Genomic DNA, 14795 nt, shown 5'->3' on the forward strand with positions numbered 1-14795 from the left:
GGAAGGGTCACAAAGGTGCCATCCCGGGCCACGGAGGTGGTCGGGATGGCACGGCACTTAGCACTGATACTCTGCAGGAATACAGGTTATTGAGCAGCCTTGGCCTGCTCGATGCGCTGCTCCTGCTGGCGCTCTGCCTTCTCTTGTTGGCTTTCCGCTTGCGCCTCCAGCTCCTTGCCGAGGAAGTAGTTCAGGAAGGTGCGGATCACCGCGATGATGGCGAGGCGGATCAGCTCCTCCTTGCTCGGTGCGACCGTGGTGGCCAGGATGTCTGCGGCGAGCTGGAACTCCAGCGCCAGAATGAGCCAACTGCCAAAGCAGAGACGAATACGCGGAAAGCCGGGCTGGTGATCCCGCACTCTTGCCGCCAGCCAGAGGGTCTTGCCAAGCCCTATCACCACACAGGCGATGGAGATGATCTCCAGCAGCAGCTGGAACAGCTCGACCCCGTGCATCATCCCTTCTCTCAGGCTCGCTATCTCAAACACTCGGGTCACCTCCCTGATTCAAAAGAGGACACTATTAACACATCGCTCGGCAAAGGCCAAATCCGGCTCAGGCAATCAGCTTGAATTCAATCACATAGAGCGGCGGCAGATCGGGGTAGATATCGTGGATCACCTGTTTGAGCTCGGGGAGGGTCATGTTCTCCTGACGGGCATGCTCGTTATTGAGCTCATCGAAGGCGACCGCCTTGACCGAGAGCACCTCTATGGTGCCAAAGGGCTGGTGCTCCGGGTTGGTGAACAGCGCCAGCCGCTGGCCGGGCTGCCAGTCGGCCTCGCTCTCGTCGCGGATGGTGATGGTCTTGCGGCCCGCCTGGATGTCGGCAACGAAGCGGCTGAAGAAGGTGAATTCGGGATAGGAATGAGCAGACATGGTGACTCCTGACTGGGTGAATCGAAATGAGGTGAATGGAAATCAAAGATCGAGATAGGCGCGCAGCCTGGCCAGATCGGCGATAACGGGGCCGTCACTGCTGTCGGCAATTATGCCCTGTTCGACCAGCTCCTTGAGGGCGCGGCGGTAGACCCGCTCTGTTGTGCCGAAGCGCGCTGCCTCGTGGGCCCGCTTGCGCGATCCCAGCATCGGAGTGCGCTGGCGCTCACGCCATAGCTCATAGGCGATGTTGTAGGCGATGGGGTGGAGCAGTCGGCTGGTGGTGATCTCCAGCGTATCGAGATAGTCGCTGGCAAGCGCCGCAGCGAAAAAGAGGGTCAACTCGGGTTCGGCCAGCAGCCGCTGGGCTAGTTTGTGGGCGCAGATGACTCGGGCATCCAGCTCGGTCTCGGCCACCACGTTCCACTGCACCGGGGTGGCGCTGAAGAACTCCATCTCGCCGAAGATCTGGCTGTGGCACTCAATTTCGCCAAGCTGGAAGCGGCGGCCAGAGTGTACCGTGCTGTTGAGGGAGACCCGGCCATGTTCGACCAGATAGAGCTGCTCGCTCTGCTCCCCCTGCCGCATGATCAATTCGCCCGGCAGGTAACGGCGCAGAAACAGGGTGCAGGCGTCGAGCGCCGCGGCAAAGCGGGGTTCCAGTTTGGCGAGTTCGGCGTGAAAACGGCCGAGGGGGTAGGGCTGTTGCTGCATGACTTGCCTGTCGCACCGGATGACGAGGGCCATGAGGCTAGCAAGAGTGCGGGCCGGATACCAGCCCGCACGGTAGCGGATGTGCCGCAGTTAACGGTTTACGGTTTATTGCACCAGGGCGTGGAGGGCAGCCGCGATGGCGTGCTGCTCACCGGCCATCATCGCCTGTTCGGCGCTGGCGTAATCCGCTACCCCTTGTTGCACATCCTGCTCGAACAGCACCACGTTGCAGAGCACGGCGGCGACCCGCACCTTGCGCAGGCGGCCCACGGTCAGCAGGGAGGCTGTCTCCATATCGGCGCCGAGCACGCCACGGGCATGCCAGTAGCGGCACACCTCCTGCTCGTCATCCCGATAGAAGCTGTCGTGGGAGCGTACCAGCCCGTGCCAATGAGGCTGGCTGCTAGTGGCCACATGGTTGAGCAGGGCCGCTTGCAGCCAGATATCGGCGCAGGCGGGGTACTCGGCGGGCAGATAGGCCTGTGAGGCGCCCTCATTGCGCACAGCGCCTTCTACCACGATAAGGTCGCCCAGCCCGATATCGTGTTGCAGGGCACCGGCGGAGCCGACCCTAATGAGCGAGTGGGCGCCGGCTTGCACCAGCTCCTCCAGCGCGATGATGGCTGAGGCGCCGCCGATGCCGGTGCTGCAGACCGTGATGGGCAGCCCCTGATAGCGGCCGTTGATGAGGCGAAACTCCCGGTTTTGCCCCAGCACTTCACACTGTTCGAGCTGGCTGGCGATGCGATCGACCCGGGCCGGGTCGCCGCACAGTACCACCCGCTCGGCAATCTGGTCGGGGCGGCACTGGAGATGGGGTAACAGACTCATGGCTTACAGACCTTGTGGCTGGCGCTTGGCGGCAATCACCCAGAGGCGAGTGCCGTTGGTGGCGATAAACAGCAGGATCAGATACTCCAGCGACATGGCGTAAACGCCCTGCGCGGCATAGACACCGATGCTGATGATGTTGATGACGACCCAGAGGATCCAGTTCTCCACGTATTTGCGGGTCATCAGGATCTGGGCGACCACCGAGAGCACCGTCATGCTGGCATCCCAGAACGGGAAGGCATCGGGGGAGGGCTCGGGGATGGCAAGGTTGGCACCAAACAGGTTGAGCAGGGAGACCGAGGTGCGTGCCAGGGTGGCGAAGACCGGGTCGATATAGCGGGTCAGCAGAGCGATGGCCAGCACGCTCACGGCGGCGGTCACCATCAGTTTGGATCTGCTGAGCCAGCGGATCTGCAGGGTATCCCCCTGATCGTTGGCCGGGCGGGTCCAGGCGTACCAGCCGTAGACGTTGGCGCAGAAGAAGAACAGCTGCAGCAGCAACAGTCCGTAGAGCTGGATCTGGAAGAAGATGATGGCAAACAGGCTGACGTTGATCAGACCAAACAGGTAGTTGATGGTTTTCTCCTGACTGGCGAACCAGATACAGGCCAGACCAAACAGGGTGCCGATGGCTTCAATCCATGACATGGCATAGCCGCCACCCAGCGGGATGGTCACTAGCGTGTTATTGATGCTGAACAGCTCGAATATGCTCATTTTCTGATCCTTGGGCATGAGGGTTAGTATGCGAGGGCGCCATTCTAAGGGGTGAGGGGGAGGAGGGGCAGGACTTTTGTCCGCCCCGTACTTGGCCCATATCAAAGAAATCGCCGCTGGTGCCCGGTTATTCCAGCAGTGATGGGTTATGGGGCCCCAGCGGGTCGGACTTTATTGATATGTAGCAAGATGATAGCGCCGTGGCTGTGGTCTGATAGAGTCCACTCTCCGGGAGGAGAATCACGTGATAAAAGGAGGTTGTATTGAATTCCGAGCTTGTCTGGGTGCTCTGTCTGCTGGCTGGCGCCATCTATCTCTTCATGACCAACAAGGTGCGCATGGACGTGGTCGCCCTGGGCGTGGTCATCTTGTTTGTGCTGAGCGGCACCCTCACCCTGCCGGAGGCACTGGCGGGCTTTAGCGATCCCAACGTCATTCTGATAGCCGCCCTGTTTGTTGTCGGGGAGGGGTTGGTGCGCACCGGCATCGCCTATCAGGTGGGGGATGCATTGGTGAAGGTGGCGGGTAGCAGCGAGACCAAGCTGCTGGTGCTGCTGATGGTGGCGGTGGCGAGTCTGGGGGCTGTGATGAGCAGCACTGGGGTGGTGGCCATCTTTATCCCGGTGGTGCTGAGCGTGGCGAACCGGATGGGGATCCCGGCCGGTCGCCTGATGATGCCCCTCGGTTTTGCCGGGCTGATCAGCGGCATGATGACGCTGGTGGCGACGCCCCCCAACATGGTGGTCAACAGCGAGCTGATGCGCCACGGCATACATGGTTTCGGGTTCTTCGATTTCACCCCCATGGGCCTGCTGATCTTGGGGCTGGGCATCCTCTACATGCTGCTGGTGCGCGGCTCCTTGGTGGGTGAAGGGGAAGAGGGCAAGGGCAAGCCGACCGGGCGCCGCACCCTGCGCGATCTGATCCGAGACTACCGATTGGCCGGTCGGGCCCGCCGTCTGGCGCTGCGGCCGGATTCCCCGCTGATTGGTCACACCCTGGACGAGCTGCAACTGCGCGCCCGTTATGGTGCCCACGTCATCGGGGTGGAGCGCTGGCGCAAGTTTCGCCGGGTGATGGTGCCGGTGTCGGGGATCAGTGAATTTCAGGCCAAGGATGTTCTGCTGATCGACATGTCAGACCCCGAGGTGGATGTGCGGGCGTTTTGCACCGAGGCGCGGCTCGAACCCATGATCCTGCGCGGGGAGTATTTCCGATCAGGCGCGGGAGGTGGGGATGGCCGAGGTGTCGCTGATCCCCGAGTCCAAGCTGCTGGGTAAAAGCGTGCGTGAGGTGACCTTTCGCTCCAGCTATGGGTTGAGCGTGGTGGGGCTGCGCCGCGACGGTGAGGCACTGGCAGGCAAGCTGGTAGACGAGCCGTTGCAGATGGGGGATACCCTGCTGGTGGTAGGGAATTGGAGCCACATCAGACAGTTGCAGACCCATAGCCGTGACTTTCTGCTGATGGGGCTGCCCGCCGAAGTGGACGAGATGGCCCCCGCCCGCAGTCAGGCTATTCATGCCCTCTTCTGTCTTGGAGTGATGATCCTGCTGATGGTGACCGATCCGGTGCCCAACGTGATTGCCGCGCTGATCGCCTGTCTGCTGATGGGCAAGTTTCGCTGCATCGACATGGAGAGTGCCTACAAGTCGATCCACTGGCCGACCCTGATCCTCATCGTCGGTATGCTCCCCTTCGCGCTGGCGCTGCAAAAAACCGGCGGAGTGGATCTGATCGTCGGTGGTCTGATCAATGCGGTGGGGGAGATGGGGCCGCGGGTCATGCTGGCCAGCCTGTTTGCCCTCTGCGCGGTGATCGGGCTCTTTATCTCCAACACCGCGACAGCTGTGTTGATGGCGCCCATTGCACTGGGCACGGCCCAGCAGATGGGAGTCTCGCCCTATCCGTTTGCCATGACCATTGCCATTGCCGCCTCGGCCGCTTTTATGACGCCGGTCTCGTCACCGGTGAATACCCTGGTACTGGGGCCGGGCAACTACAAGTTTGCCGATTTTATCCGTATCGGAGTGCCATTCACCCTGTTGGTGATGGCGGTGAGCGTGGTGGCGATCCCCTGGTTCTTCCCGTTCTGATAACCGGGATGATGAATGTGTGCACCAGCGGCCTGCGGGCCGCTTTTTTATGGCCGGGAGACAAGCGTGGCAAGGCGTGCTCGGAATCAGTGAAGAGTGATATGGACGGGAATTAACGTGGAGATGGGTTAATAGAGGAGCGAGAGAAAAACTGGGGAGAGGCAAATTTCAGATACAAAAAAACCAGCGTGAGCTGGTCTGTTTGGTACTGCTATTAATGGTGCGGAAGGAGAGACTCGAACTCTCACGCCTAGGGCGCCAGAACCTAAATCTGGTGCGTCTACCAATTTCGCCACTTCCGCAATATTAATGGTGGCTATGACGGGATTCGAACCTGTGACCCCCGCATTATGAGTGCGATGCTCTAACCAACTGAGCTACATAGCCGTTTGTTATCGACCACAGATGTGGAAGAGAACAGAAAAATGGCTGGGGTACTAGGATTCGAACCTAGGGATGGCGAGATCAAAACCCGCTGCCTTACCGCTTGGCGATACCCCAACAGAAATAATGGTGGCTATGACGGGATTCGAACCTGTGACCCCCGCATTATGAGTGCGATGCTCTAACCAACTGAGCTACATAGCCGTTTGTTATCAACCACTGATGTGGAAGAGAACAGAGAAATGGCTGGGGTACTAGGATTCGAACCTAGGGATGGCGAGATCAAAACCCGCTGCCTTACCGCTTGGCGATACCCCAACAGTGATGCCTGACAGAAACTATCAAACACCTTTCAAAAATGGCTGGGGTACTAGGATTCGAACCTAGGGATGGCGAGATCAAAACCCGCTGCCTTACCGCTTGGCGATACCCCAACAGCGTTCCTCAACAGTCGCGAGACTGGCAAAGAACTTTTAAAAATGGCTGGGGTACTAGGATTCGAACCTAGGGATGGCGAGATCAAAACCCGCTGCCTTACCGCTTGGCGATACCCCAACTAGAGATGGTGGCTATGACGGGATTCGAACCTGTGACCCCCGCATTATGAGTGCGATGCTCTAACCAACTGAGCTACATAGCCAACCTTGCTTCCGGTGAGTCGTTACCTCGTCACCGTGCGGGCCGAATTATGCGTATCTGGCTCTGGGGCGTCAACCCTTTTTTTGCCAGAAAAACGCAATTTGAGTGCGTTTGACCAGTTATTGGTCTCTGTTGCGCAAAAGCCCAACAATCTGGTTTTTTTTAAGACATTGCCATTATTGCCCGGGCAATGGTAGATAAAAAACAGGCCAGCAAATGCTGGCCTGTCATGGTATTAGACGTTGAACAGGAAGTTGGTCTTTAGTGAGTCTCCATGGGTGTCGTGAAGTCTCATTTTTAAATTTAAGATCTTTGTTATCAAAGGATTAAAGGTTTTTTTGTCTCACTACGTTTCAGGTGGAATCACTGGTAGCCAGGTATTTTGTGTACGCAGTTGTGTACTCAAAATGCTATTGTGTACACAGCTTGAACAAAGGGGGCTAGGGTGGCGCTTAAGACAGATCGGGAAATCGCCAATTTGAAGGCGGAGGATGGCCAACGGCAGGTGGTTGCTGTTGCTAGTGGTGCTGGTGGTGGGTTGTGTATCGAGGTTCGCAGTGGTGGGCGCTCTAAAACATGGCTTTACCGTTATCGTATCAATAATAAGGCCCGAAAACTCACATTGGGCTCTTACCCAGCCATGAGCTTGGCGACTGCGCGGGTTGAGCACGGTAAGGCTGTCGCTTTGGTTAAGGCAGGAGAAGATCCTGCTGCTGTTGCCAAAGCATCCAAAGTGAAGCGGTCTGCTATGCCGACATTTGATGCGTTTTTTGAAGAGTGGTTGGAGTGGAAGCAAGTTGCCAAGCCTGCCCGAGCATCTACCGTTGAAGCCTACCGTCATACTCACCGACTATATATAAGCAAAGCCATTGGTAGTCTGTTACTGAAGGATGTGACGCGAGCAGTGTTGTTTGCTCACTTATCTAAGGTACGAGGGCGCAGTATACAGGCTGCACGAAAGGCACTGACTATCTGTGCTCAGATGCTAGATCATGCTGTAAACCTTGAATTGCTCGAACTAAATCCAGCTCGAACCATTAAGCCATCAACAATTGGGGCTGAGGCACCACCTCCTCGTCAACGCTGGCTTTGTCGTGAAGAGATTGCAGCCTTTTGGCTTGGGTTAAATGAGGGAGGCTATCATCCGGCGCAGGTTAACTGCTTGCGCTTGATCTTGTTGACAGGGGCACGACGTGGGGAGGCGACATCCATGACGTGGGATCAGATTATTGGCAATAAGTGGGTCATTCCAGCCAGTAATGCTAAGAATGGCAAAGAGCATACAATAACTCTTCATCCATTGGCTTTTGATGTGATCGCCTCTCAGAGAGCTATCAGCAGAGGTAGTTCTTGGGTCTTCGAAGCCATTCGTGAACATGATGCGGGACAGGGCCATATTGATGGAAATGCCTTACGCTGGGTGCTTAATAAAGTGAGAGCACTCACTATGCCACAAAGTGAGGCATTTACCGTTCACGATTTACGCCGTACTTTTGCCAGTTGTTGTGCTGAATATTTAGATGCAAACGAAAGTGTTATTGAACTGGCACTTAATCATAGTAAACGTGATCGTCTTGTTGCCACCTACCAAGCAGGTAAAAGGGCTGAACAGGTAACTAGATTGTTTGAGCAGTGGGGGGACTTTGTCTGCACTTTAATAAAACCAGCGCAATACAATCCAGTTAACGTTATTTCATTTGATTTTCGAGGTCGTAATTAATAGTAGCGAGTTAAGCGTTTGCTACATGCCATATTGATATTTTTGAACCTTATCCTTAGTGATGAGTTTATTAAGGCGTTTGAATTTTTATTGTTAAAGTATTTAGGTGAGTTAGATGTGTTCAATCTACATGATTTTTCCCTAAGAGTAACCCTCTGATGAGACAGAGATCTGAGTACACCTGAATGACAGTCTGTTGCTACTTGATCATGTTTTCAATAACTACCTTGTTCTGAGCTATCAGGTTGGAGAGTGGAAGGTAAATTGAACTCATCATTTTATCTTAAAAGGATGCATATCGAGTTCATGGTCGCTGTAAAGTTTAGTGTCTATAGATTTTAAAAAGGCGGACTAGTGTCCGCCTTTTTTTATTTGTTCATATTCTTCTTGTATCAGTCTAATTATTACTTCATTTTTTCTTCTGTCAGTTTTTATGCAAATATCGTCTAGCATGCTAATTATCTTTTCTGGCAAGACAACACTAACCGCTCTTTTCCCATTGTTTTTGTCTCGAAAAGATTTTTGTGACCAAGCCGATTTCATTTTCCTAAGAATCAGTTCTCTGGCTGGTGGTATTTCATTTAGTAGGTCAAATAGTGTAATAATACAATCTTTGATTGTCGACGAATTATCCCTGTTGATGAACCATATCGGAGGTCTATTACTTCCTGTTTTTATATTTTCAAACAAATAACTCCATGCCCATTTATCATCACATTTATCCATCCATAACTTTACATCAACTTTTTGACTTGCAATTTGCCATTTAGTTTTTAAATAAGTAATATCTTTTATTTTTTGTTCGCTAGTCGTATTGAGTATATCAAAAAACGAGATTATGCAGTTTTTTTTGCTGATGTTATTAATTGGGCAAGGGTCAATATTCCAGATGTTATATGGATGAATACTGCGAGTCACTTCAAATGCACCATCTATTCTGACGCCTACATCCATAGTCGAAGGTGACATAAAAGAGAATGTAGTTAAAGAGCGTATGTATGACCATACATAATTGCACAAACGATCATTTTTTGTATCTATCCAGCTGAAATTTGTTTCGTTTATACATTCAGATTTAATGCTGCTTATTATTAATTCTCGTGGGGTAACTTTCCCCTCAAAACTTATAAGCGGAGAGCCAAGTCCACAATTATTTCTTTTTATAAGGATGCTGCTGTTATTGGATAGGTGGCTAATTATCTCCTCATCACTTACTGATAAGGATGTGTCTTTATTTAATAATCTGAGGGCGAACTCCCTTTCTCTTTTGGATAAAGAGATAGTGTTCGGTATTTCTAAACCAGTACCATCATATATTTTTGCCATAACAATATCAGTTCCGAATAGAATTCATTACTAAGTGATTTTATTGTTGTTTTTAGTTGTTTTATTGTTGTTTTCTAACTTATTTTAGAGTGGTTTGCAATGTCTTTGTGTCGCTTTGTTTTCCATTTTACAGGGCAGTGTTAATGTACTTTTGTCCACTATGAGCCTACGTTCTCTGGCTTCGTTGAAGGTAGTGAAGGCCCACTGTGTGGGGGGGTATGGCAGGAATCTCTATCAACGGACAAGTTGATGGGCACTCTATTGGTCATCGCAGTGGTCTGGTAGAGGGTTACCCACGATTTGAGCCGGACGTTAATGATAGGCGCACTGGACTTGCTAAAATACAGCCGCTAGGTAATCGAATGTCTGTACCAATAATTGGGCTCTTGATCCTCTGCGAGGATCATAAAGAGATGCCTTCAGCTGGGGAATGTTGGGGAATGTTGGGGAATGATATCTGGAGCGTTAACGTTGAATACATAGCACAAGTTACATGAAACCATCACACGCAATCACCAATGCAGAGGAATGGCTAGCCTGCTGGTTCGAGTGAAACTCTTCATGTATACCGCATCGTCTCTCCCTGGTAATAGCTATGAAACAGTGAGGTGTAGCACTATTAGGAGCAGTTATTTAGCTTAGCTCCTCAAGTTGGTGCCTCAGATTTGCTAATGAGACGTAGACCTGTGCTTTTTAAATTCTCTCTTTGGTAACGGAATTTGATCAAGAGATATGGGGTTTACGTTTTCTGTTCCGCTATATTTTTACACGAGCACCACGTCCTATGGACGACAAAGGAGCTCATCATGAAACTACTTAAGTTGAAAGATGTCATCGCAATGACATCACTCTCTAAGGCATCAGTTTACCGTCAGATGAATGACGGGAAATTTCCAGCATCAGTGAAGATAGGTCCAAGATCTGTTGCTTGGGTTAGCTCTGAAATAGAGTCATGGATTGAAGAGAAAAGAAATCTTCGTTAGGGTAATTTCTGGCGAGTAATTGAAATAAATTAGCTCGTTGCTCAGGCTAGAAGTCTTGTCCTATCAGGGACCAGAGTTATTTGGTTGGTTTGATATTCAATGCTTTGGTGTCGGCAATAGTAATATATAAATAAGGAGTGAAAATAAATACCGAATAAAACTGCATACACAGTATGCAGATCGACAGTACAAACATGTGGATGTCGTAACCATCAACATACCGAAATCCATAATCCATTATATCGCTAAGTTGATAGCACCGTTTCAAACCTTCAATGAAAGTGTGCTAGTGCACACTTGCAAACTGCTACCTTAATTCTAACGTCGGCATACATTCTCAGAATGTGGCCCTCCTTCTATCTATGGAGTTTAATATGTTTAACACTCTTAATGAGTATCGAGTGGCGGCTGAACGCCACTATCAGAAAAATGGATATACTTTCGATAAGGATAACCTCAGTAAAATTGTTGCTGTGATGCATCATGCTTTTGCGCAATACTCTAGGGTATTTGCTTTTAGAGTTGACCTTCGCTTCCCTGATAATTTGTTTACCAGGATGCTATCAGAAGGTAGTTCACGTTATCATGGCGCTGTGCTGAAAGCATTCTTTGCGGAGCTTGAAAAACTGTTTGTTCTGGATCAGCTGTCCCAAGCTACAAATGGAAAAAGGGTTCGCAAAACAGCAATCAGATATGTTTGGGCGAGGGAGCAAACAGCAGAGGCTGTCGTTCCTCACTATCACTTGATGTTTTTCTTAAATGGGGATGCCTATTGCTCTCTGGGGAGATTTAAGTCTGAGAATATGAATCTGGCAAACAAGCTTAGAGTGGCTTGGCATCGAGCTGTCTTTGAGGCGGATGTATCAATTGATTTTTGCAGGAGGCGAGGGTTAGTTGAACTTTCAGAGGAGGGACAGCACGAAGTTTTTTCAGATGATCCTGTGGCTATAAAAAAAGTGCTGCTCCATGCGGCCTACCTTGCCAAAAAGGAATCGAAGCGCCGTGGAGAGGGATATCAGTGTTTCGGGGGGAGTAACCTTTGAAGGCTTATTGGTGTTGATAAAAAGACTTTTACTGCAGTTTTAGATGGCATCTGATCCGGGAGTTTCTGCTCCCGGATCTGTTAAGCTAACCCTCATTTGTTATCGCATCAGTTGGAGTAACCCATGGCAGCCTATTCCCCTCCCTTCACCCTGACCCATGCCATGTTGAGTCGAGTGGCGGAGATCGCCGAGTTGGTGGGGCAGTGGCGGTTTGCTCAGAGTTCTCAGGTGCCGATGCTGCGTCGAGAGAACCGGATCCGCACTATCCAAGCCTCCTTGGCTATAGAGCACAATACCCTGAGTGTCGAGCAGGTGACGGCAGTGATTGAGGGGAAGACGGTGCTTGGGCTTCCACGGGAAATCCAAGAGGTCCGTAATGCGTTTGCGGCCTATGAAGCAATGCCTGATTGGGATCCTGCTTTAGCGGAAGATTTACTTGGTGCTCACGGACTCCTGATGCGTGGACTCTGCGATGATGCGGGTCACTGGCGTAGCGGTGGCGTAGGTATCTATCGAGGCGAGCAGTTAGTGCATATGGCTCCCCCTGCGAACCAGGTCCCTCGTCTGATGGGACCGCTATTGACTTGGCTGGCTGAGAACGAGGCTCATCCGCTGCCATATAAAGGGGTTTGGTCGGTGTGAATTGCCCCTAGTTCCCTAGAGACCTAACTGCCTTAAAATGAGGCCAGCATTGGAGGTGCCATGGTCCGTCAGCGTTATCCAGAAACTTTCAAAATCGAAGCTGTTAAACAAGTTACTGAGCGTGAGATGCCTGTGGCTGACGTTGCACGAGCCCTTGGGGTATCCAGCCACATTCTGTATGCCTAGCTCAAGCAGTACGGCAAGCCTGCAGAGCAGCAACACGATGAGTCTGCCTTGCAAGCCGAGATACACTGCTTGAAAACCGATCTGCGTCAATTAACCGAGGAGAGCGCAACATCTTAAAAGAGGTGGGATTCAATCGGGTGTGCGGCGACCATGTGAAAACATGCAGTTGCGGAGGATTGTTGAATGAAACGAACATTTACAGCAAAGAAAAAGGGGACTGCCGAAGCAGTCCCTGAGTTAGGCTCATTGCGATAACACATGTCTGAAGTTTGGTTCAATTGTATTATCTACATGTTAACCACAGCTGCTCACAGAGAGCGTTGTTTAACTCAACTAAGTCGAGCGTTCACCGTCTAGCAGGGCGGCTATACCATGACCAGTCTGGAAATACGTGACCACTACAATATTGAGGTGTCAGCGAACATATCAGAGTGGGCCGGCTCCGGCGGAGGGCTTACAGATATAGATGCTCGGGGCCAGACCGCTCACTTGGGGATAACGAATATTAACCTGTTCGCACACTGCTGCTGTCAGTGACTGTGGAACCAATGCAACCACACAGCCACCAAACCCGCCACCAGTCATCCTCACACCACCACGACTGCCGATGATCTCTTTGATCATGTCGACCAAGGCGTCGATAGCAGGCACTGTGATGGCAAAATCATCACGCATCGAGGCATGGGACAGCGCCATTAATTCGGCCATCATGACCATGTCTTCATTCGCAAGCGCATCGGCTGCTGCCAGCGTTCGTTCATTCTCGGAGATGACGTGGCGTGCACGGCTCGCGACGACAGGATCCAGTTCGTTGGCTCGCTCGGTGAACTGGGTCATCGTCAGATCGCGCAGTGCCTTGACCCCAAAATGCCGTGCGGCCTCTTCACACTGTGCCCTGCGGGTATTGTATTCGCTATCCACCAGGCCCCGACGTACGTTCGAGTTGATGATGACCACATCAATGTCGGCTGGCATGCTCACAGGACAGGTATCCAGACTGCGGCAATCGATCAGCAGAGCATGATCTTGCTGACCCAGAGCCGAGATGAACTGATCCATGATGCCGCAGTTGCAACCGACGAACCTGTTTTCCGCCAGTTGTCCATTCAGGGCGATATCTGCTTGGCTGATGTCGAGGTGATTCATCTCTTTGAAGATCTGTCCTACTGCCACTTCCAGAGAGGCGGAAGAGCTCAGGCCTGCTCCCTGAGGTACATTGCCACTGATTACCAGGTCTGCCCCTGTCAGTTGACAGCCTCGCAATAGCAAATATTTGACGACGCCTCGCACATAGTTGGCCCACAGGTATTCCGGGCGCGCCTCTATGGGGTGGCGTAAGTCAAATTCATCCAGTTGGTTGTGATAGTCGGCAGCGATAACCCTGATCAGACTATCTTGGCGGGGGGCAGCACTGATCACGGTCTGATAATCGATGGCGCAGGGTAGCACGAAGCCATCGTTATAGTCCGTGTGTTCCCCAATGAGGTTAACACGCCCAGGTGCCTGAATGGCGAGGGTCGGGCGATAACCATACTGAGTGTAAAAGGTATGTTCAGTCACGCTGTGTGGCGATTCAATACTCATATCTCAACCTCAAACCTGTTCACGAAAATGGATATCGCTGACGGAACGCAGGCGTTCGGCCGCCTGTTCTGCCGTCAGGTCACGTTGTGTTTCTGCCAGCATTTCATAGCCCACCATAAACTTGCGTACGCTCGCAGAGCGCAGCAGGGGCGGGTAGAAGTGGGCATGCAACTGCCAGTGATCATTCTCTTCGCCATTGAATGGCGCACCATGCCATCCCATCGAATAGGGGAAGGAGCACTGAAACAGGTTGTCATAGCGGCTGGTTAGTTTTTTGAGCGCCAGTGCGAGGTCTGCACGCTGTTGCGGTGTCAGTGTCGGTAGACGTGTTACCGCAAACTTTGGAAGCAACAGGGTTTCGAAGGGCCAGGCAGCCCAATAAGGCACTACTGCCAGCCAGTGTTCCGTTTCCACTACGGTGCGGCTGCCGTCAGCCTGCTCGCGTTCCGCATAATCGAGCAACATGGCTCGACCATGTTTGGCAAAATACTCCCGTTGGGCGACATCTTCCCGCGCGGCTTCGTTGGGCAAGAAGTCGTTGGCCCATATCTGCCCATGGGGATGGGGATTGGAGCACCCCATCATGGTGCCCTTGTTTTCGAATACTTGGATCCAGCGGTATTCGCGCCCCAGCTCTGCAGTTTGTTCACACCAGGTGTTGACCACGGCAGTGAGGGAGGGGATAGACAACTCGGGCAAGGTCTTGCTGTGATCCGGTGAGAAGCAGATTACCCTGCTGGTGCCGCGTGCACTCTCTAGCTGGAAGAGGGGGTCCTCGCTGGTTGGGGCCATAGGTGTATCAACCATCAGTGCCGCAAAGTCGTTGGTAAAAACGAAGGTCGACGGATAATCCGGATTTTTGTCACCAGTGACGCGAGTGTTGCCGGCGCAGAGGAAGCAATCCGGATCGTGAATGGATCGCTGGGTGCGATCAGGTTCATCCTGCTGCCCCTGCCAAGGGCGCTTCGCCCTGTGGGGAGAAACTAGAACCCACTGCTGGATCAATGGGTTGTAACGACGGTGGGGGTGATCGGTTGGTTCAAATTGCAT

The 14795-nt window shown here is 52.2% G+C and carries 12 protein-coding genes, 8 tRNA genes and 2 pseudogenes; 6 read left to right on the forward strand and 16 right to left on the reverse strand.

From position 1 onward, the window contains the following. Nucleotides 1-86: 86 nt before the first annotated feature. The 5 genes from ACTG20_RS07185 to pnuC all read right to left on the reverse strand — a co-directional run bounded on the left by ACTG20_RS07185 (nt 87) and on the right by pnuC (nt 3144). Nucleotides 87-488, reverse strand: coding sequence for a DUF1622 domain-containing protein (locus ACTG20_RS07185; RefSeq protein WP_194495442.1), 402 nt, complete (start codon nt 486-488; stop codon nt 87-89). A gap of 67 nt (nt 489-555) precedes the next feature. Beyond that, nucleotides 556-879: a N(4)-acetylcytidine aminohydrolase gene (gene yqfB / locus ACTG20_RS07190; protein ID WP_194495440.1), complete on the reverse strand. Its 324-nt coding sequence runs from the start codon at nt 877-879 to the stop codon at nt 556-558. A gap of 42 nt (nt 880-921) precedes the next feature. Next, on the reverse strand, nt 922-1593 hold the full coding sequence (locus ACTG20_RS07195) for a Crp/Fnr family transcriptional regulator (protein ID WP_194495438.1): 672 nt from the start codon (nt 1591-1593) through the stop codon (nt 922-924). A 105-nt stretch (nt 1594-1698) separates the two neighbouring features. Next, nucleotides 1699-2424, reverse strand: coding sequence for a nucleoside phosphorylase (locus ACTG20_RS07200; RefSeq protein ID WP_159144214.1), 726 nt, complete (start codon nt 2422-2424; stop codon nt 1699-1701). A gap of 3 nt (nt 2425-2427) precedes the next feature. Then, nucleotides 2428-3144 carry a nicotinamide riboside transporter PnuC gene (gene pnuC, locus ACTG20_RS07205; protein ID WP_194495436.1) on the reverse strand — a complete coding sequence of 239 codons (717 nt, stop codon included), beginning with the start codon at nt 3142-3144 and terminating at the stop codon, nt 2428-2430. A 263-nt stretch (nt 3145-3407) separates the two neighbouring features. On the opposite strand from pnuC, the pseudogene ACTG20_RS07210 reads away from it, so the two are divergent. Further along, a pseudogene (locus ACTG20_RS07210) lies at nt 3408-5238 on the forward strand (SLC13 family permease). Between the two features lie 218 nt (nt 5239-5456). On the opposite strand, the gene ACTG20_RS07215 reads toward ACTG20_RS07210, so the two are convergent. The 8 genes from ACTG20_RS07215 to ACTG20_RS07250 form a co-directional block, all read right to left on the reverse strand. Further along, nucleotides 5457-5540, reverse strand: a tRNA-Leu gene (locus ACTG20_RS07215). 8 nt (nt 5541-5548) lie between these two features. Continuing rightward, nucleotides 5549-5625 (reverse strand) — tRNA-Met (locus tag ACTG20_RS07220). A gap of 39 nt (nt 5626-5664) precedes the next feature. Next, nucleotides 5665-5739: transfer RNA gene (locus ACTG20_RS07225), tRNA-Gln, on the reverse strand. Between the two features lie 10 nt (nt 5740-5749). Beyond that, nucleotides 5750-5826, reverse strand: a tRNA-Met gene (locus tag ACTG20_RS07230). Nucleotides 5827-5865: 39 nt separating this feature from the next. Continuing rightward, nucleotides 5866-5940: transfer RNA gene (locus ACTG20_RS07235), tRNA-Gln, on the reverse strand. 41 nt (nt 5941-5981) lie between these two features. Then, a tRNA-Gln gene (locus tag ACTG20_RS07240) sits at nt 5982-6056 on the reverse strand. A 46-nt stretch (nt 6057-6102) separates the two neighbouring features. Continuing rightward, a tRNA-Gln gene (locus ACTG20_RS07245) sits at nt 6103-6177 on the reverse strand. Nucleotides 6178-6185: 8 nt separating this feature from the next. After that, nucleotides 6186-6262, reverse strand: a tRNA-Met gene (locus ACTG20_RS07250). A 444-nt stretch (nt 6263-6706) separates the two neighbouring features. Between ACTG20_RS07250 and ACTG20_RS07255 the strand changes: the two genes are divergently transcribed. Next, nucleotides 6707-7981 carry a tyrosine-type recombinase/integrase gene (locus ACTG20_RS07255; protein ID WP_068982117.1) on the forward strand — a complete coding sequence of 425 codons (1275 nt, stop codon included), beginning with the start codon at nt 6707-6709 and terminating at the stop codon, nt 7979-7981. 351 nt (nt 7982-8332) lie between these two features. Here ACTG20_RS07255 and ACTG20_RS07260 read toward each other — a convergent pair whose 3' ends face one another. Continuing rightward, nucleotides 8333-9307 (reverse strand): hypothetical protein, encoded by a 975-nt coding sequence (locus tag ACTG20_RS07260; RefSeq protein ID WP_139118884.1) that lies wholly within the window; start codon nt 9305-9307, stop codon nt 8333-8335. An 806-nt stretch (nt 9308-10113) separates the two neighbouring features. On the opposite strand from ACTG20_RS07260, the gene ACTG20_RS07265 reads away from it, so the two are divergent. The 4 genes and pseudogenes from ACTG20_RS07265 to ACTG20_RS07280 form a co-directional block, all read left to right on the forward strand. Continuing rightward, nucleotides 10114-10290 carry a helix-turn-helix transcriptional regulator gene (locus ACTG20_RS07265; RefSeq protein WP_068982116.1) on the forward strand — a complete coding sequence of 59 codons (177 nt, stop codon included), beginning with the start codon at nt 10114-10116 and terminating at the stop codon, nt 10288-10290. 374 nt (nt 10291-10664) lie between these two features. Continuing rightward, nucleotides 10665-11333, forward strand: a complete 669-nt coding sequence (locus ACTG20_RS07270; protein ID WP_162516195.1) for a YagK/YfjJ domain-containing protein — start codon at nt 10665-10667, stop codon at nt 11331-11333. A gap of 123 nt (nt 11334-11456) precedes the next feature. Further along, a complete protein-coding gene (locus ACTG20_RS07275; RefSeq protein WP_224969626.1) occupies nt 11457-11975 on the forward strand; it encodes a Fic family protein in 519 nt (172 codons plus the stop codon). 60 nt (nt 11976-12035) lie between these two features. Next, nucleotides 12036-12280, forward strand: a pseudogene (locus tag ACTG20_RS07280) (transposase); the annotation flags it as partial. A 307-nt stretch (nt 12281-12587) separates the two neighbouring features. Here ACTG20_RS07280 and galK read toward each other — a convergent pair. Further along, nucleotides 12588-13745 (reverse strand): galactokinase, encoded by a 1158-nt coding sequence (gene galK / locus ACTG20_RS07285; protein ID WP_068982252.1) that lies wholly within the window; start codon nt 13743-13745, stop codon nt 12588-12590. Between the two features lie 9 nt (nt 13746-13754). Next, nucleotides 13755-14795, reverse strand: a complete 1041-nt coding sequence (gene galT / locus ACTG20_RS07290) for a galactose-1-phosphate uridylyltransferase (RefSeq protein ID WP_068982253.1) — start codon at nt 14793-14795, stop codon at nt 13755-13757.

It is taken from the genome of Aeromonas sp. 84A (assembly GCF_051919345.1).
In the GTDB taxonomy this organism is placed as follows: domain Bacteria; phylum Pseudomonadota; class Gammaproteobacteria; order Enterobacterales; family Aeromonadaceae; genus Aeromonas; species Aeromonas veronii.

Excerpts from the sequence above, each read along its gene's own strand:
- ACTG20_RS07260 (WP_139118884.1), bottom strand. The coding sequence starts at position 9,307 with ATGGCAAAAATATATGATGGTACTGGTTTAGAAATACCGAACACTATC.
- ACTG20_RS07195 (WP_194495438.1), bottom strand. The coding sequence starts at position 1,593 with ATGCAGCAACAGCCCTACCCCCTCGGCCGTTTTCACGCCGAACTCGCC.
- galK (WP_068982252.1), bottom strand. The coding sequence starts at position 13,745 with ATGAGTATTGAATCGCCACACAGCGTGACTGAACATACCTTTTACACT.
- pnuC (WP_194495436.1), bottom strand. The coding sequence starts at position 3,144 with ATGAGCATATTCGAGCTGTTCAGCATCAATAACACGCTAGTGACCATC.
- yqfB (WP_194495440.1), bottom strand. The coding sequence starts at position 879 with ATGTCTGCTCATTCCTATCCCGAATTCACCTTCTTCAGCCGCTTCGTT.
- ACTG20_RS07270 (WP_162516195.1), top strand. The coding sequence starts at position 10,665 with ATGTTTAACACTCTTAATGAGTATCGAGTGGCGGCTGAACGCCACTAT.
- ACTG20_RS07275 (WP_224969626.1), top strand. The coding sequence starts at position 11,457 with ATGGCAGCCTATTCCCCTCCCTTCACCCTGACCCATGCCATGTTGAGT.
- ACTG20_RS07265 (WP_068982116.1), top strand. The coding sequence starts at position 10,114 with ATGAAACTACTTAAGTTGAAAGATGTCATCGCAATGACATCACTCTCT.
- galT (WP_068982253.1), bottom strand. The coding sequence starts at position 14,795 with ATGCAATTTGAACCAACCGATCACCCCCACCGTCGTTACAACCCATTG.
- ACTG20_RS07200 (WP_159144214.1), bottom strand. The coding sequence starts at position 2,424 with ATGAGTCTGTTACCCCATCTCCAGTGCCGCCCCGACCAGATTGCCGAG.